This is a genomic window from Tardiphaga sp. 619_E2_N8_4, from assembly GCF_051810905.1.
GTDB lineage: Bacteria > Pseudomonadota > Alphaproteobacteria > Rhizobiales > Xanthobacteraceae > Tardiphaga > Tardiphaga robiniae.
In genome coordinates this window covers 143,776-160,897 of the sequence record NZ_JBPWQJ010000001.1, presented here as the reverse complement: position 1 = coordinate 160,897, position 17,122 = coordinate 143,776, and the positions used below count along the sequence as shown (strand labels likewise).

The following is a 17,122-nucleotide window of genomic DNA, read 5'->3' as shown; positions in this document are numbered from 1 at the left end:
TTGTTCTTCCGTCAAAAATCGGAAACAACAGCCCTTAGAAGCGTTCTGAACGGGTTGGAAACGGGTCTGAGACGAGATTATGAGCACTGAAGAACTTCCGCCGCGCGAGTCCATGGAATTCGACGTTGTCATCGTCGGTGCCGGGCCCTCCGGTCTGTCGGCCGCGATCCGGCTGAAACAGCTCAATGCGGACCTGTCCATTGTTGTGGTGGAAAAGGGTTCCGAAGTCGGTGCGCACATCCTGTCCGGCGCGGTGATCGATCCCGTCAATCTCGACAAGCTGATCCCGGATTGGCGCGAAGATGCGGACTGCCCGCTCAAGACCCAGGTCAAGGACGACCAGTTCTATTTCATGACCAAGACCGGCGGCTTCAAGCTGCCGAACTTCTTGATGCCGCCGCTGATGAACAATCATCACTGCTACATCACCTCGCTTGGCATGGTGTGCCGTTGGCTGGGTGCGAAGGCGGAAGCGCTTGGCGTCGAAATCTATCCCGGCTTCGCGGCTGCCGAGACGCTGTATGACGACAATGGCGCCGTGCGCGGCATCGCCACTGGCGACATGGGTATCGGCCGCGACGGCAAGCCGAAGGATTCGTTCACCCGAGGCATGGAACTGCTCGGCAAATACACGCTGTTCGCCGAAGGCGCGCGTGGTTCGCTGACCAAGCAGATCATCGCCAAATTCGCTCTCGACAAGGATTGCGAGCCCGGCAAGTTCGGCATCGGCATCAAGGAAGTCTGGCAGATCGATCCGGCCAAGCACCAGAAGGGCACGGTGAAGCACTCGTTCGGCTGGCCGCTCGACAATGACGTGGGCGGCGGCACGTTCCTGTACCACTACGACGATAACCTCGTGGCTGTCGGCTTCGTGCTGCACCTGAACTACGAAAATCCCTATCTCTATCCGTTCGAGGAATTCCAGCGCTTCAAGACCCATCCGCTGATCCGCGACACATTCGAAGGCGGCAAGCGCCTCGCCTACGGTTCGCGTGCGATCACCGAGGGCGGCTACCAGTCGGTGCCGAAGCTGGTCTTCCCGGGCGGGGCGCTGATCGGCTGCGCCGCAGGCTTCGTCAACGTGCCGCGCATCAAGGGTGTTCACAACGCCATGGCGTCAGGCATGCAGGCTGCCGAGCACGTCTCCGCTGCCCTGGCTGCAGGTCGCGCCAATGACGAGTTGATGGAATACGAGGCCGGCTGGCGGTTGTCCTCGATCGGCAAGGATCTCTATCCGGTCCGCAACGCCAAGCCGCTGTGGTCCAAGTTCGGGACCCTCCTCGGCAACGCGCTCGGCGGCTTCGACATGTGGTGCAACACGTTCGGCTTCTCGCTGTTCGGCACGCAGAAGCATGAGAAGCCTGATCGCAAGGCGCTCAAGCCCGCCAAGCAGTATCAGCCGATCGTCTATCCGAAGCCGGACGGCAAGATCACCTTCGATCGCCTGTCCTCGGTGTTTCTGTCGAACACCAATCACGAGGAGGACCAGCCGATCCATCTCAAGGTTGCCGACATGGCACTGCAGAAGTCGTCGGAGCACGACGTCTTTGCCGGCCCGTCAAATCGCTATTGCCCGGCAGGCGTCTATGAGTGGGTTGAAGAGTCGAGCGGTGCGCGATTCCAGATCAATGCGCAGAATTGCGTCCACTGCAAAACCTGCGACGTGAAGGATCCCAACGGGAACATCACCTGGGTTCCGCCGGAAGGTGGCGGCGGCCCGAACTACGAGGCGATGTAACCGGTTCGCTGATTACGATTGTGTGAGCGGCGGCGCCCGTAGGCGGGCCGCTACACCGGCCGGATGTCACGATAACGCCACAGTGCGAGCGTTCTCAGGGGCAGTGGCGCAATCCGGCGGCCCAATTGCTGACAGGCTTCAAGGTGCCACTGGTGCGATCGCGCCTCCGATCCTTGCGATTGACCGCCAAACGCGGCATTGTTGGCATGCGCACTATTGCCGGGTCGGCTGCGCATCCGAGCCTGTCTTGCAGTCTTGCTCGCATTTTGCTCGATATCCTGCCCGTAAATCCTGGAGCTAGGCGAACCCTATGTTGTCCATCCGTTTCAATCGTTTGACGCTCGCTGCCGCCACGGTCGCCGTCCTCGCGATGCCCGGTCAGCTGCTGGCGCAAACCCCGGATCATACCGGCGATAGCTCCGCCGCCCAGTTTCCCACCTCCCGCGATCTGAAGTCGCTCACCACCGCCGGCAGCTATCTGGCCGCCCGCCACGCCAGCGTCGAGCGCGACGCCACCTCGGCTGCGGCGTTTTACCGCTCCGCGCTGCGTACCGATCCGAAGAACAACGAACTGCTCGATCGCGCCTTCATCTCCTCGCTCGCTGATGGCGATATCGAAGAGGCCGTCAAGCTCGCCGATCGCATCCTCACCATCGACAAGTCGAACCGCGTCGCCCGTCTCGTTGTGGGTGTGCGCGATCTCAAGCTGAAGAAATACGCTGCCGCGCAGACCAATATCAACCAGTCGGTGCGCGGCCCGATCACCGACCTCGTTGCGACGCTGCTGTCGGCCTGGGCCGGCTACGGCGCCGGCGAGAGCAAGACGGCGATTGCCAATATCGACAAGCTGGCCGGTCCGGAATGGTATCCGATCTTCAAGGATCTGCATGCCGGCCTGATCCTCGATCTTGCCAACAAGCAGAAGGATGCGGGTGCCCGTTTCGAGCGTGCCTACAAGCTGGACGACTCCGCGCTGCGCGTGGTCGATGCCTATGGCCGCTGGACGTCGCGCAACAAGGACGATGCCGCAGCGCTCGGCATCTACGAGACCTTCAACAAGAAGCTCGCCCGTCACCCGCTGGTGCTGGAAGGCATCCGCGAGACCAAGGCCGGCAAGAAGCTGGCGCCGTTGGTCGACAGCCCGCAGGCTGGCGCTGCTGAAGCACTTTATGGCATTGGCGCGTCGCTGACCCGCCGCGGCGGCGAAGACCTCGCGCTGGTCTATCTGCAGCTCTCGCTCTATCTCAAGCCGGACCACTCGCTGGCGCTGCTGTCGCTCGCCGACCTCTATGAGTCGGTGAAGAAGCCGCAGATGGCCATCAAGGTCTATGAGCGCGTGCCGGCCAATTCGGCGCTGAAGCGCAATGCGCAGATCCAGCAGGCCACCGATCTCGATGCGGCCGATCGCAGCGATGAAGGCATCAAGATTCTCAAGGGTGTTGTCGCCGACGATCCCCGGGATCTCGAAGCCATCATGGCGCTCGGCAATATCGAACGCGGGCGCAAGAAGTTTGCGGACTGCTCCGAAACCTACACCAAGGGCATCGATGTCATCGCCGCCAACCAGGACAAGCCGAACTGGGTGTATTTCTACTTCCGCGGCATCTGCCTTGAGCGTTCGAAGCAGTGGGCCAAGGCTGAAGTCGACATGCGCAAGGCGCTCGAATTGCAGCCCGAACAGCCGCATGTTCTGAACTATCTCGGCTATTCCTGGATCGATCAAGGCATCAACCTCGACGACGCCATGAAGATGATCAAGCGTGCCGTCGATCAGCGTCCGGACGATGGCTACATCGTCGACTCCCTTGGCTGGGCCTATTACCGCATTGGCAATTTCGACGATGCCGTGAAGCAACTTGAGCGCGCCATCGACCTGAAGCCGGAAGATCCGACCATCAACGACCATCTCGGCGACGCCTATTGGCGCGTCGGGCGCAAGCTGGAAGCCAAGTTCCAGTGGCAGCACGCCAAGGATCTGAAGCCGGAAGCCGAAGAGATTCCGAAGATCGAAGCCAAGATGGAAAACGGTCTGTCGGACGAGCCATCGTCGTCGGCCGCATCCAACGACAAGAAAAAAGAAGACGGCAAAGGCGGCTAATTCCATGGTTGGGGGCACGACCGGTTCAACGAGCCCGGTTCTCGAAGAAGATGCGCGCGCCAAGGTCAATCTGACCCTGCGCGTCATCGGTCGTCGAGTTGACGGCTATCATGATCTCGAAAGCGTCGTGGCCTTTGCCGATTGCGCCGATAGATTGACGCTGGATGCGGGCGGCGATCTGTCGCTGACCGCGACCGGCCCGCGCGCGCAGGAATGCGGCGACACCGCCGATAATCTCGTGATCAAGGCCGCTCGGCTGCTCGGCGAGCGCGTCGAGGGTCTCACATTCGGGCGCTTTGCACTCGACAAGCACTTGCCGGTTGCCGCCGGCATTGGCGGCGGGTCGGCGGATGCTGCCGCAGCGCTCCGCCTCTTGGTGCGCGCCAACAATCTCGAAATGGACGATCCCCGCGTGCTCGAAGTGGCGCGCCTGACCGGCGCCGATGTGCCGGTTTGCGTGCCGTCGCACGCCTGCGTGATGACCGGTGTGGGCGAAAACCTGCTGCCGCTCAGCATTCCGCGTTTGCCCTGCGTGATGGTCAATCCGCGCGTGCCGGTAGCGACCAAGGATGTGTTCAAGGAGCTCGGCCTGAAGAATGGCGAGCTGCGTGTCGGCGTCAAAGACGTCCTGAAACGGGCCACCTGGCCGAATGAAGGCGGCTCACTCGATGCCTGGATCGACGCGCTCAATGCCGGAACCAATGATCTTGAAGCGCCCGCATTGAAGGTCGAGCCTGTCATCGACACGGTGCTGTCGGCCTTGCGCGAGGCTAAAGGTGTTCGCTTGGCTCGCATGTCGGGTTCGGGCGCGACCTGTTTTGCGCTGTTCGGTAACGACACCGACGCGCAGCGCGCGGCCGGTGCCATTCAACTTGCCCACCCGCTGTGGTGGGTGCATGCCGGCGCGCTGAGCTAGCGCGCTTTTTCCCTCGCCCCGCCTGCGGGGAGAGGGTGGCGCGGACGAAGTCCGCGACGGGTGAGGGGGAGCCAGCGAGTGAAACACTGGCTCCCCCTCACCCGGATCACTCGCTGCCGCTCGTGCTCCGACCTCTCCCCGCAAGCGGGGCGAGGTTAAGAAAAGCGACTAACTGCCCCAGCCTGCGCTGTAGCCACCATCCACCGTGTAGATCACGCCGGTCGTATAGCCCGCGCGATCTGACGCCAGAAACGTCATCATGTCGGCGATCTCGCGCGGTTTCGCAGCGCGGCCGAGTGGCAAGCCCTGCTGCAATTCCCGGAAGCGGTTCTCGTCCCCGAATTGCGCCTTGGCGCGGGTCTTCATCAGCGTGATGTGGCGCTCGGTCTCCACCGGGCCCGGGTTGATGCCGACGACGCGGATATTGTCCTTCAGGCTCTTGCCGCCCAGCGCCCGCGTAAACGCCATCAGCGCGGCATTGCCGGCGCTGCCACAGATGTAATTGGCGTCGAACTTCTCGCCGGCAGCGCCGATGTCGTTGACGATCACGCCATGGCCGCGTGCTTTCATCTGCGCATAGACGAGGCGCGTCAGATTGATGAAGCCGAACACTTTGAGATCCCAGGCATGGCGCCAGGTCGGCTCGTCGATCTTGTCGAGCGAACCGCCGGGAATATCGCCGGCATTGTTGACGAGGATGTCGATATCGCCGGCGGCAGCCGCCAGCGACGCCAGATCGTCCGGCTTGCGCAGGTCGACACCATGCACGGCGACGTCGATCTGGTGGTTGGATCGCAGCCGGTCTGCCAGCGCTTGCATCTGCTCCACATTGCGGGCCGCGAGGCGGAGATCGCAGCCTTCTTCGGCAAACGCTTCCGCGGCCGCCGCGCCGATACCCTTGGATGCGCCCGTGATCAGGACGCGCTTGCCGCGCAAATGAAGATCCATGGAATGCCTCTGGATTGCAGAAGGGATTGTCAGCGACAGAGTTAGGCCCCTGCGGCAAAACCGGTCAACATTGCAGTGCAGCGTTGATCGCAGGCCGGCTTTGGTCCACATCTGCAGGCAGAATTACTGGCGAAGGAAACCCCACGTGAGCGCACAAAAAGAATATCGGATCGCGGTCATTCCCGGTGACGGCATCGGCAAGGAAGTCATGCCGGAAGGCCTGCGTGTCCTTGAAGCGGCAGCGAAAAAGCATCGTGTGAAGGTGCATTTCGATCATTACGACTTCTCGTCCTATGACTATTACGAGAAGCATGGCCAGATGATGCCGGACGACTGGAAAGCGCAGATCGGCAAGCATGATGCGATCTATTTCGGCGCCGTCGGCCTCCCGGCAAAGATTCCGGATCACATTTCGTTGTGGGGCTCGCTGATCAAGTTCCGGCGCGAATTCGACCAATACGTCAATCTGCGCCCGGTGCGCCTGATGCCCGGCGTGCCCTGTCCGCTGGTCGGCCGCAAGCCCGGCGACATCGACTTCTGGGTGGTGCGCGAGAATACCGAGGGTGAATACTCATCGGTAGGCGGTCGCATGTTCCCGGACACCGACCGTGAATTCGTTACCCAGCAGACGGTGATGACCCGCACCGGTGTCGACCGCATCCTGAAATTCGCGTTCGATCTCGCGCAGTCGCGGCCGAAGAAGCACCTGACCTCGGCGACCAAGTCCAACGGCATCGCGATTACGATGCCCTATTGGGACGAACGTGTGAAGGCGATGGGCGCGAACTATCCCGATGTGAAGTGGGACCAGTATCATATCGACATCCTCACCGCGAATTTCGTAATGCATCCGGACTGGTTCGACGTCGTGGTTGCATCCAACTTGTTTGGCGACATCCTGTCCGATTTGGGCCCGGCCTGCACCGGCACCATCGGCATCGCGCCATCCGGCAATATCAATCCGACTGGCGATTTCCCGTCGGTGTTCGAGCCGGTGCATGGCTCGGCGCCGGATATTGCCGGGCAGGGCATCGCGAATCCGATCGGTATGATCTGGTCCGGCGCGATGATGCTGGAGCATCTCGGCGAAAAGGCTGCTGCGGATTCCATCGTCAAGGCGATCGAACGCACACTCGAAGAGCGTACACTGCGGACGCGCGATCTCGGCGGTCAGGCCGATACCGGCGCTTGCGGCAAGGCCGTCGCTGAGATGATCGAGTAATCTCCTGCTACTGATGCGCAAAAAAAATGCCCGGCTTCATGCCGGGCATTTTCGTTTCAGGATAGCTCGAAGGTTAGGCGGCGATCCGCCGGCAATGCTTCCACGCCGCCGCGATCAAATTCACGCTCGCTTCCGGCGTGCGGAAAGCCGAATGCGCCGATAGCGTCACGTTCGGCAGTGTTGTCAGCACATGGCCAGCCGGCAGCGGCTCGATGTCGAACACGTCGAGGCCGGCATGGCGCAGATGACCGGACCGGAGCGCATCGATCATCGCCGCTTCATCGACCACGGCTCCGCGCGCTGTGTTGACGAGAACGGCTCTCTTTTTCATCTGGCCGATACGTTCGCGGGTGATCATGCCGCGGGTTTCGTCGTTCAGCAGAAGATGAATTGAAACGACGTCGCTCTGCGACAGCACGGTTTCCATGTCAGTGAACTCGACACCGGGATGGGTCTTCGGCGACCGGTTCCAGGCAATCACCTTCATGCCCGAACCGAGCGCAATACGCGCGACTTCCGCAGCGATGCCGCCGAAGCCGATCAGACCAACCGTTTTGCCAGTCAGCTCCATGCCTTCATCGCGCAGCCAGTTGCCGGCCCGCATTTCACGGTCTTGCTGGGCAAGGCCGCGCGCAGCAGCCCACATATGCGCGATGGCGCATTCGGCAACGGCCGTATCGCCATAGCCGCGGATCAGGTGGACTTCGATCCCCAGCTCGGCGAGCTCCTCGATATGCATATAGCTGCGCGCACCGGTGCCGAGAAACACCACATGCTTCAGGCCGGCGCACTGCTTGGCCACATCGGTCGGCAGATAGGTGTGATCGACGATGGCGATCTCGGCGCCGTCCAGCACCTCAGGCAAATCGGCCGACTTGATGTCCTCATCCCGATTGATCTTGATTGCGATGTCGCCCGGCTGCGTCAGCCGTTCCAGAATCTTCGCCAGCTCTTCGCTGGCATCGACGAATACACCCCGCATCACTATCCCCTGTCTGTCTTCGTTACTTCGATGCGACGCCGGCAAGCGCCAGCACCGTATGCATCAATACATTGGCGCCGGCGGCGCAATCTTCCTGCGTCGAGCTTTCGAGCTCGTTGTGGCTGATACCATCCTTGCTCGGAATGAACACCATCGCTGTCGGCATGATGTTGTTGAGGTTGCAGGCGTCGTGGCCGGCGCCTGAGGTGATACGGCGATGCGAGTAGCCGAGCGACGTCGCGGCCGTCTCAACCGCATTGACGAAGTCCTTGTTGAAGTGCGTCGGCGGCTTGTGCCAGACCTTGTCGAAGGCGACGTCAACCTTGCGATGCGCGGCGATCTCCTTGATGGCATCGCGCACGCCTTTCTCGATGGCGTCCAGCTTGCCGGCGTCGGCGCTGCGCAGATCCATGGTGAAGGCGATCTCGCCGGGGATCACGTTGCGCGACGGATTTGCGATCACGGCTTCGCCGATAGTGCCGAGCGCGCCGATATTGCTGACGACACGCTCGGTGGCCAGCACGATCTCGGACAGTGTCGCCAGCGCATCCTTGCGCAGCGGCATCGGGGTCGAGCCGGCATGGCTCTCGAAGCCGGTGATCTTGCCGTCGAACCACAGCACGCCCTGGCCAGAATCGACCACGCCGATGGTCTTGCTTTCGGCCTCCAGGATCGGGCCTTGCTCGATATGCAGTTCGACGAAGCCCGAGAATTTCTGCGTGCCGACCGCAACGTCGCCGCGATAGCCAATCTCGTCGAGCGCTTCGCCGACGGTGACACCTGCAATGTCCTTGCGCGACAGAATGTCGTCGGTGGTGAAGTCGCCGACATAGGCAGCGGAGGCCATCATCGCCGGCGCAAAGCGCGAGCCTTCTTCATTGGTCCAGTTGGCGATGCAGATCGGCATCTCGGTCTCGATGCCGGCATCGTTGAGCGTGCGCACGACTTCGAGTGCGCCGAGCACGCCCAGAATGCCGTCGAACTTGCCGCCGGTCGGCTGGGTGTCGAGATGCGAGCCGACGCCGATCGGGGCCTTCGACATGTCGCGGCCCTTACGCAGCGCGAACATCGAGCCGAGGGCATCGACATGCACCTCCAGGCCGGCATCTTCGCACGCCTTGCGGAACCAATTGCGCACCAATTTATCTTCAGGCCCGAGCGTCAGGCGTCGCACGCCGCCTTTTGGGGTGCCGCCGAATTTCGCTGTCTCGTTGATCGTGTCCCACAGCCGTGCGGAATCGATTTTGAGGTTGTCGCCAAGCTTGGTCATGCGGTCTGTCCCGAGAAGTTTGTGTTGAAGAGGCCTGCTTTTCAATGACCCGACGCTGCCGGCTCGTCAACCAATGGGCTGTTCTGCGCCAGTTGCGCAGCAATGCCTGCGACGAGTTCGATTGCGGCCGTGTCGGGTGACGCGAGCCAGCTTGCCGAAAATGTCAGCGGCTGGAGCTGCAGGTTGGTATTAAGCAATTGCAGCCGTCCGTCCGCGAGTTCGTTCTCGATGATGGCTGTCGGGATCAGTGCGATGCCTAAGCCTTCGATCGCCATGTGCATCACGGTAGATAGCGACGCGCTGGCGTGCAGCCGGATCGGTGGCAGGTCGGGCCGGTTGAACAGCGAGCGCGCGATCTCGTAGGGCCGGGTCTTGCGCGAGAAGGTGATGATGGGAAATTTCGCGAGGTCGTGGATCGAGAGTGGACCGTCGCCGAGCTTGAGCGAAGGGCTGGCGAGAAAGCCGACGGGGTAGTCGCACAGCACACGGTTGCGAATGTTGGATGTCGAAAGCGGCCCGAGCACGAAAGCCAGATCGATCTCCTGTGCCTGCAACCGCGCGTTCAGGTTCGGCGTGATATCAACCTCGATTTCGAGGGACAGGTTCGGATACGAGATGTTGACGTGCTTGATCAGCCGCGTCAGCAAAGTGTGGACGATGGTCTCGGCGACGCCGAGCCGCAGCACGCCGCGCATTGCCGAGCGATCGCCAACCGCCGCCATCATCTCGGAGCGCAGGCCGATCAGCTTTTCGGCATAGACCAGCATCTGCCGTCCGGCCGGCGTCGGCGAGGCCATACGGCGGTCACGCTGCAGAAGCCGCACGCCCATCTCGTGTTCCAGTTGCGCGATACGCTGGGAGATTGCCGGCTGGGTCGTGTTGAGCTTCTGGGCCGCGCCGCGGAAGCTGCCGAGATTGACCACCCAGAGAAAAGTCTCCAGCGCCTTGAAGTCCGCCATGGATGCGATCCGGCTATCGATAAGTAGTATTTATGGATGTCGATTAAAAACAACGATTAGACATTATACTAGCCCTGAGTTTCAGTGCGTGTCGAGGCAGAATTAGGCAGGACACTAAGATGGCTATTTCTTCGGCAGCGCAGCAAAGCGACGATCGATCCTCGGATTTGCCCAGCGCGGTTGCTCGCCGCGAATATCGCGCGGGCAAATATGGCAGCACCGCCGGAGTAGCCCCGGGTTATGTCCAGGGCAATCTCGTGATTTTGCCGGAAGCCCAGGCCGCAGCCTTTCATCGCTTCTGCCAGCTCAATCCGAAGCCGTGCCCGATCATCGGCATGTCGGATGTCGGCAATCCAAGCATTCCCGCGCTCGGTCTTGATCTCGATATCCGGACTGACATTCCGCAATATGTCGTCTGGAAGGATGGCGAGGCGATTGATCGCCCTTACGAGGTGACGAAGTACTGGCGCGACGATCTCGTGTCTTTTGTCATCGGATGTTCGTATTCGTTCGAGGAAGCCATGATGGCCGACGATCTGCCGATCCGTCATATCGAGCAGGATGTGCTGGTGCCGATGTATCGCACCAACATCGCCTGCAAATCCGCAGGCCCGTTCGCCGGGCCGATGGTGGTGTCGATGCGACCGCTGAAGCCGGCTGATGCGATCCGCGCCGTCCAGATCACCTCGCGTTTTCCCGCAGTGCATGGTGCGCCGGTACATCTGGGTCTGCCGCAGTCGATCGGCATCAAGGATATCAACAAGCCTGATTACGGCGATGCGGTGCGCATCAATGATGACGAGATCCCGGTGTTCTGGGCCTGTGGCGTGACGCCGCAAGCCGTCATTGCTGCAGCGCGCGTACCGTTTGCGATTACGCATGCGCCGGGTGTCATGCTCGTCACGGACCTGAAGAATAAGCATTTGGCTGTTTTATAAGAAGCAGCTTGCCGATCTTTCGGGCTTTACCGTAACCTTGATTAGTTTCATCGATAGCCGCCGGTCACAAAGGACAAAGACATGACGATTTCTCGCCGAAACGTATTGCTTGGAGGCGCCGCTTCCGCCGCGCTGCTGCCTCTCGCCAAGCCTGCGCGCGCGCAGGTCAAGGAAGTCGTGATCGGCGTGATTTATCCGCTGTCTGGCGCCAGCGCGCAGATCGGCGTCGACGCGCAGAAGGCTTTCGAAACGGCTGCCGATATCATCAACAAGGATTACGATTTCGCGTTGCCGATGGCGAAGGGTGAAGGCTTCACCGGTCTCGGCGGCGCCAAGGTGCGTCTCGTATTTGCCGATCACCAGGCCGATCCGCAGAAGGGCCGCGCTGAAGCCGAACGCCTCATCACCCAGGAAAAGGTCTCGGCCATCGTCGGCACCTACCAGAGCGCCGTAGCCGTCACCGTCAGCCAGATCTGCGAGCGCTACCAGATCCCGTTCCTGTCGGCCGACAACTCGTCGCCAAGCTTGCATCGCCGCGGTTTGAAATATTACTTCCGCGCCGCTCCGCATGACGAAATGTTCTCGACGGCGATGTTCGATTTCTTCGATGCGCTGAAGAAAAGGGGGCAGAAGATCGAGACGCTGGCTCTGTTCCATGAAGACACGATTTTCGGTACGGACTCGGCGAATGCGCAGCTCAAGCTCGCTGCCGACCGCGGTTACAAGATCGTCGCGGACATCAAGTATCGCGCCAATTCGCCGTCGCTCACTGCCGAAGTGCAGCAGCTCAAAGCTGCCAATGCCGACGTGCTGATGCCGTCGAGCTACACCACCGATGGCATCCTGCTCATCAAGACCATGGGCGAACTCGGCTACAAGGCCAAGAACATCGTCGCACAGGACGCCGGCTTCTCCGAGAAGGCGCTGTATGACGCGGTCGGTGATAAGATTCCGGGCGTGATCTCGCGCGGTTCTTTCTCGCTCGATCTCGCCGCCAAGCGTCCGATGGTCGGCAAGATCAACGACATGTTCAAGGAGAAGTCCGGCAAGGACTTCAACGACTACTCCTCGCGCCAGTTCATGGGCCTGATCGTGATGGCCGACGCCATCAATCGTGCCAAGTCCACCGATGGTGAGAAAATCCGCGAAGCGCTGGTCGCCACCGACATGCCGGGCGAAAGCACGATCATGCCGTGGGCCAAGGTCAAGTTCGACGAGTTGGGCCAGAACAACAACGCCGATCCGGTACTGCTGCAGTATAATGGTGGCAAGTTCGTTACCATCTTCCCGCCGCAGGCCGCCGTGGCGGATGCGATCTGGCCGATGCCGTAAGGCGCGTTCTCTAAACGCATGTGGCGTCGTCGTCGGACTCGACGACGTCACCACACACTCCGGTGTCATCCCCGCCTAGCACGCCAAAGGCGTGCGGGGGGCGGGGATCCATATCCTCCGAAGGATTGGTTTGCACCTGGTCTGACCGGCATCGCCCAGTTGTGATGTCGGTGGTTATGGGTTCCCGCTTTCGCGGGGACGACAGACAGAGAGGATTACTTCGTGACCGCCGCGACCATCATCCAGAGCCTTGCCAGCGGATTGCTGATGGGGCTGCTCTACGGCCTGCTCGCGGTCGGCCTCGCGCTGATCTTCGGGTTGATGGACGTCACCAACTTCGCCCATGGCGAATTCCTGATGTTGGCGATGTACCTCACCTTCTTCCTGTTCATGTTCTGGGCGGTCGACCCACTGCTGTCGATCCCGCTGGTGGCGGCCGGCATGTTCGTGTTCGGCGCGGTGATCTATCTCGTGATCATACGCTTCGCGATGCGGGCCAAGGCCAATATCGGCATGGTGCAGATCTTCGCAACCTTCGGCCTCGCCATTCTGATGCGCGGCCTCGCCCAGTTCTTCTTCACCCCGGATTATCGCAGCATCCCGGCCTCGATGCTCGGCGGCAAGACGATCTCGATCTTCGGCGTATTTCTGCCGGTGCCACAGCTGGTCGGCGCGCTGATTTCCATTGCTGCCTTCGGCGCGCTCTACTTCTTCATGAAGAAGACCGACTTCGGTCGCGCGCTCGAAGCGACCCGTGAGGATGCCGGTGCCGTGGCGCTGGTCGGCATCGACAAGAACAAGGTGTTCGCCCTCGGCTGGGGCCTAGGCTCGGCGCTGATCGGTCTCGCCGGCGGCGTGATGGCGATCTTCTTCTATATCTATCCCGACGTTGGCGCGTCCTTTGCGCTAATCGCTTACGTCACCGTGGCGCTCGGCGGCTTTGGCAGCGTGTTCGGCGCTTTTGCTGGCGGCATCATTGTTGGTCTGGTCGAGGCGACCACGGCGATGATCCTGCCGCCATCGCTCAAATCGGTCGGCATCTATGCCGTCTATCTCCTCGTTGTCTTTGTCCGGCCGCGCGGCCTGTTCGGATCGATCTGATGGACAGCTTCACCCAACGTCGCCGCCGCGACCTCATCCTCGCCGCCGCGCTTGCGGCCATCGCCGCCTGCGTGCCGTTCTTCGTCAAGGACGTCTATGTCCAGAACATCATGGTGCTGACCCTGATGTATGCGGCGCTGTCGCAGGCCTGGAACATCCTTGGCGGCTATTGCGGCCAGATCTCGCTCGGCCACGCGCTATATTTCGGCCTCGGCGCCTATACGACGGCGCTGCTGTTCACCAAATTCGGCGTGCTGCCGTGGTTCGGCATGCTCGGCGGTGGCATCATCTCCGCGCTGATCGCGCTCGCATTGGGCTATCCGACCTTCCGCCTGCGCGGCCACTATTTCGTCATCGCCACCATCGTCATCGCCGAAATTGGCTTCCTGCTGTTCCACAATTGGGACTATGCCGGTGCGGCGCTCGGCATCGACATCCCGGTGCGCGGCGATAGCTGGGCCAAGTTCCAGTTCACGCGCAGCAAGCTGCCGTTCTATTACTTCGCGCTGGTGTTCTGCTGCGTCGCCTGGTTCATCACCTGGTGGCTGGAAGACTCCAAATGGGGCTTCTGGTGGCGCGCGGTGAAGGATAATCCCGATGCGGCCGAAAGCCTCGGCGTCGTGGTGTTCAATTCCAAGATGGGCGCCGCTGCCGTCTCCGCTTTCCTCACCGCGATCGGCGGTGCGTTTTACGCGCAGTTCGTCTCCTATATCGATCCTGAAAGCGTCATGACCTTCCAGTTCTCGCTGCTGATGGCATTGCCTGCGGTGCTGGGCGGTATCGGCACGCTGTGGGGCCCGGTGCTCGGCGCGGTCATCCTGATCCCGATGACCGAACTGACGCGCTCCTTCATCGGCGGCTCCGGCCGCGGCGTCGATCTCATCCTCTATGGCGCAGTGATCGTCGTGATCTCGCTGGCGCGGCCCGATGGTTTGATCGGCCTGTTCTCGCGACGTCCGGCTTCGAAAGGAGTGCCGCAATGACGACACCTCTTCTCGAAACCCGTGGCGTCTGGCAGCGCTTCGGCGGCCTGATCGCCAATAGCGACGTCTCGATCTCCGTCGGCGCTGGCGAAATCGTCGGCCTGATCGGGCCGAACGGCGCCGGCAAGTCGACACTGTTCAACCTGATCGCCGGCGTGCTGCCGCCGACGCAGGGCACGATCTGGTTCAACGGCGAAAACGTCACGCAGATGCCGGCGGCGGAACGCTGCCAGCGCGGTATCGCGCGCACCTTCCAGGTGGTGAAGAGCTTTGAGACCATGACCGTGATCGACAACGTCATCGTCGGCGCGCTGATCCGCAACGAAAAGATGCGCGATGCGCGGCGCAAGGCACATGAGGTGCTTGAGTTCTGCGGTCTTGCCCCGCGCGCCGACAAGCTTGCTAGGGATCTCATTCCGTCGGAGAAGCGCCGCCTCGAAGTGGCGCGTGCGCTGGCCACCGAACCGAAGCTCCTGATGCTCGACGAATGTCTCACCGGCCTGACGCCGCTCGAGGCGCAGTCGGGCGTGGCCCTGGTCCGCAAGGTCCGCGAGACCGGCGTCACCGTGCTGATGGTTGAACACGTCATGGAAATCGTCATGCCGCTGGTCGACCGCGCCATCGTGCTCAATCTCGGCAAGAAGCTTGTCGAGGGCAAACCCGCGGATGTCGTGCGGCATCCTGAAGTCATCAGTGCATATCTCGGGGATCGCCATGCTGTCGGTGCGTGAGGCCACCACCGCCTATCAGGGGCTAGTCGCTATTTCGGACGTCACCATCGACGTCGCCAAGGGCGAGATCGTCGCCGTCTGCGGCTCCAACGGCGCCGGCAAGTCGACGCTGATCAAGACCATCGCCGGCGCCGAGCGCCCGCGTTCGGGCACCGTCACCTTCGATGGCGAGCAGATCAACGGCGTGCCGCAGCATCTCATCACCGCGCGCGGCATCGCCTATGTGCCGGAGAACCGCCGGCTGTTTCCGCGGTTGTCGGTGGAAGACAACCTCCGCCTCGGCAGCTACATGTATCGCGGCAAGCCCGATCGCGACGAGCCGTTGAAGCTGGTGTTCGACCTGTTCCCGCGCCTTTCCGAACGTCTCGAGCAGCGCGCCGAAACCCTGTCCGGCGGCGAGCAGCAGATGCTGGCCATCAGCCGCGCACTGATGACCCGTCCGCGCCTGTTGATGCTCGACGAGCCGTCGCAGGGCATCATGCCGAAGCTGGTGGACGAGATCTTTCAGGCGGTCATCAAGATCCGCGACGCGGGCATGACTGTGCTGATCGTCGAGCAGCGCATGGCCGAAGTGCTGGAGATCGCCGACCGCGCCTATATCCTGCAGACCGGCCGCGTCCAGATGCAGGGCAAGGCGTCGGAGATCGCGACCAATCCGGATGTGCGCAAGGCGTATCTGGGGCTGTAGGCGGCCGGTCGCCGTTGTGCTAAAGTCTCGCTATGTCCAATGTCGAAGATATTGAGAAGGCCGTCGAAAGCCTGCCCCCGGCAGAGTTGGAGCGGTTTCGAGCGTGGTTCGAGGCGTTCGAGGCAGAGCGGTTCGACCGTCAGATCGAAGCCGATGCCTTGTCTGGTCGGTTGGATCGCTTGGCTGAAGAGGCACTGAAAGCGCACCGCGATGGGCGGACGCGGGAACTATGAAACATCACGCCAGTCCGGCTTTCTGGGCGGCGTATCAAAAATTACCCGACCATGTACGGTTGCTTGCCGACAAAAACTTCGCTCTTTTGAAGAGTGACCCAAGCCACCCGTCGATCCATCTCAAGAAAGTAGGCCGCTATCTCTCCGCGCGGGTGGGGCGGCAGTATCGCGCGCTCGCGGTCGAAGTCGATGATGGATTGGTGTGGTTCTGGATCGGTCCGCACGCGGTCTACAATCGACTTATAAAATAACGCAGTTCAATCGTGCCCGTGTCGGTCATGATCCGGCAGAACCAGCCCGAACGTCGCCACCAGGTCCTTCACTTGTGCCGGCGTCAGGTGCCGCGGGTTGAGCCCGCGCAGCAGCAGATAGAGTTTCGCGGTCTCTTCGAGTTCCTCGATGGCATAGACCGCTGCTTCCAGCGTGTCGCCGGACACCACCGGGCCGTGATTGGCCAACAGCACGGATGAATATTTGCCGGCGAGGCCCTTTATGGCGTCGGCGACCGCCGGATCGCCCGGCCGATAATACGGCACCAGGGCCGTCGCGCCGCATTTCATCAGGTAATAGGGCGTCATCGGCGGCAGCACCGCGCGTGGGTCGATTTCCGGCAGCATCGAGACCGCTACCGAATGGGTCGAATGCAGATGCACCACGGCGCGAGCGGCGCTGCGGGTCTCATACAGCGCCGTATGCAGCGGAACCTCTTTGGTCGGCGCATCGCCAGATATGAGGCGGCCGTTGCTGTCGAGGCGCGACAGCCGGGCCGGATCGAGTGAGCCCAGTGACGCATTGGTCGGGCTCACGAGCCAGCCGCCATCATCGCAGCGCACACTGATATTGCCCGATGAGCCCGGCGTCAGCCCACGGTCGAACAGCGAGCGGCCGAGCCGGCAGATCTCTTCACGGAGCTTTGTGTCAGTCACCGGATGTCCTCGGTCTTTTCTTGGCATTTCCTCGTGATGCTTTTTCCCACGCTTTGG

General features: G+C 61.6%; 17 protein-coding genes. 12 read left to right on the top strand and 5 right to left on the bottom strand.

Going from position 1 to position 17,122, the window contains the following annotated elements; translation table 11 throughout:
• Positions 1-79: 79 nt before the first annotated feature.
• The 3 genes from AB8A23_RS00790 to AB8A23_RS00780 all read left to right on the top strand — a co-directional run bounded on the left by AB8A23_RS00790 (position 80) and on the right by AB8A23_RS00780 (position 4,752).
• The gene (locus tag AB8A23_RS00790; protein ID WP_439057165.1) at positions 80-1,738 is read left to right on the top strand and encodes an electron transfer flavoprotein-ubiquinone oxidoreductase; all 1,659 of its coding nucleotides are present in this window, start codon (positions 80-82) and stop codon (positions 1,736-1,738) included.
• A gap of 310 nt (positions 1,739-2,048) precedes the next feature.
• Positions 2,049-3,836 carry a tetratricopeptide repeat protein gene (locus tag AB8A23_RS00785; RefSeq protein WP_231078089.1) on the top strand — a complete coding sequence of 596 codons (1,788 nt, stop codon included), beginning with the start codon at positions 2,049-2,051 and terminating at the stop codon, positions 3,834-3,836.
• Between the two features lie 4 nt (positions 3,837-3,840).
• A complete protein-coding gene (locus AB8A23_RS00780) occupies positions 3,841-4,752 on the top strand; it encodes a 4-(cytidine 5'-diphospho)-2-C-methyl-D-erythritol kinase (RefSeq protein ID WP_439057166.1) in 912 nt (303 codons plus the stop codon).
• Positions 4,753-4,920: 168 nt separating this feature from the next.
• On the opposite strand, the gene AB8A23_RS00775 is transcribed toward AB8A23_RS00780, so the two are convergent.
• Entirely contained in the window at positions 4,921-5,700 is a 780-nt protein-coding gene (locus tag AB8A23_RS00775; RefSeq protein WP_089262385.1) for an SDR family oxidoreductase, read from the bottom strand.
• 145 nt (positions 5,701-5,845) lie between these two features.
• Between AB8A23_RS00775 and AB8A23_RS00770 the strand changes: the two genes are divergently transcribed.
• Positions 5,846-6,922 (top strand): tartrate dehydrogenase, encoded by a 1,077-nt coding sequence (locus AB8A23_RS00770; protein ID WP_439057167.1) that lies wholly within the window; start codon positions 5,846-5,848, stop codon positions 6,920-6,922.
• 73 nt (positions 6,923-6,995) lie between these two features.
• Here AB8A23_RS00770 and AB8A23_RS00765 read toward each other — a convergent pair whose 3' ends face one another.
• Genes AB8A23_RS00765 through AB8A23_RS00755 form a run of 3 tightly spaced genes read right to left on the bottom strand, consistent with a single transcriptional unit; the run spans position 6,996 to position 10,133 of the window.
• Entirely contained in the window at positions 6,996-7,904 is a 909-nt protein-coding gene (locus AB8A23_RS00765; RefSeq protein ID WP_439057168.1) for an NAD(P)-dependent oxidoreductase, read from the bottom strand.
• 22 nt (positions 7,905-7,926) lie between these two features.
• A complete protein-coding gene (locus AB8A23_RS00760) occupies positions 7,927-9,174 on the bottom strand; it encodes a Zn-dependent hydrolase (protein ID WP_231078085.1) in 1,248 nt (415 codons plus the stop codon).
• 41 nt (positions 9,175-9,215) lie between these two features.
• Positions 9,216-10,133, bottom strand: a complete 918-nt coding sequence (locus AB8A23_RS00755) for a LysR family transcriptional regulator (protein WP_309947612.1) — start codon at positions 10,131-10,133, stop codon at positions 9,216-9,218.
• A 119-nt stretch (positions 10,134-10,252) separates the two neighbouring features.
• Between AB8A23_RS00755 and AB8A23_RS00750 the strand changes: the two genes are divergently transcribed.
• The 8 genes from AB8A23_RS00750 to AB8A23_RS00715 all read left to right on the top strand — a co-directional run bounded on the left by AB8A23_RS00750 (position 10,253) and on the right by AB8A23_RS00715 (position 16,390).
• Positions 10,253-11,071: a putative hydro-lyase gene (locus tag AB8A23_RS00750; RefSeq protein WP_120288426.1), complete on the top strand. Its 819-nt coding sequence runs from the start codon at positions 10,253-10,255 to the stop codon at positions 11,069-11,071.
• A gap of 81 nt (positions 11,072-11,152) precedes the next feature.
• The gene (locus AB8A23_RS00745) at positions 11,153-12,403 is read left to right on the top strand and encodes an ABC transporter substrate-binding protein (RefSeq protein WP_120288427.1); all 1,251 of its coding nucleotides are present in this window, start codon (positions 11,153-11,155) and stop codon (positions 12,401-12,403) included.
• 267 nt (positions 12,404-12,670) lie between these two features.
• Positions 12,671-13,504, top strand: a complete 834-nt coding sequence (locus AB8A23_RS00740) for a branched-chain amino acid ABC transporter permease (protein ID WP_210269314.1) — start codon at positions 12,671-12,673, stop codon at positions 13,502-13,504.
• Positions 13,504-14,487 (top strand): branched-chain amino acid ABC transporter permease, encoded by a 984-nt coding sequence (locus AB8A23_RS00735; protein WP_170849756.1) that lies wholly within the window; start codon positions 13,504-13,506, stop codon positions 14,485-14,487. Before AB8A23_RS00740 ends, AB8A23_RS00735 begins: the two co-directional genes overlap by 1 nt.
• Positions 14,484-15,218 (top strand): ABC transporter ATP-binding protein, encoded by a 735-nt coding sequence (locus tag AB8A23_RS00730; protein ID WP_068733262.1) that lies wholly within the window; start codon positions 14,484-14,486, stop codon positions 15,216-15,218. The genes AB8A23_RS00735 and AB8A23_RS00730 overlap by 4 nt, the downstream gene beginning before the upstream one ends.
• On the top strand, positions 15,202-15,906 hold the full coding sequence (locus AB8A23_RS00725; RefSeq protein WP_068733264.1) for an ABC transporter ATP-binding protein: 705 nt from the start codon (positions 15,202-15,204) through the stop codon (positions 15,904-15,906). Before AB8A23_RS00730 ends, AB8A23_RS00725 begins: the two co-directional genes overlap by 17 nt.
• 32 nt (positions 15,907-15,938) lie before the next feature.
• On the top strand, positions 15,939-16,139 hold the full coding sequence (locus AB8A23_RS00720; protein ID WP_231078082.1) for a hypothetical protein: 201 nt from the start codon (positions 15,939-15,941) through the stop codon (positions 16,137-16,139).
• Positions 16,136-16,390 (top strand): ParE family toxin-like protein, encoded by a 255-nt coding sequence (locus AB8A23_RS00715; protein ID WP_439057169.1) that lies wholly within the window; start codon positions 16,136-16,138, stop codon positions 16,388-16,390. The genes AB8A23_RS00720 and AB8A23_RS00715 overlap by 4 nt, the downstream gene beginning before the upstream one ends.
• A gap of 6 nt (positions 16,391-16,396) precedes the next feature.
• On the opposite strand, the gene otnC is transcribed toward AB8A23_RS00715, so the two are convergent.
• Positions 16,397-17,065, bottom strand: coding sequence for a 3-oxo-tetronate 4-phosphate decarboxylase (otnC, locus tag AB8A23_RS00710; protein WP_439057170.1), 669 nt, complete (start codon positions 17,063-17,065; stop codon positions 16,397-16,399).
• Between the last annotated feature and the right edge of the window lie 57 nt (positions 17,066-17,122).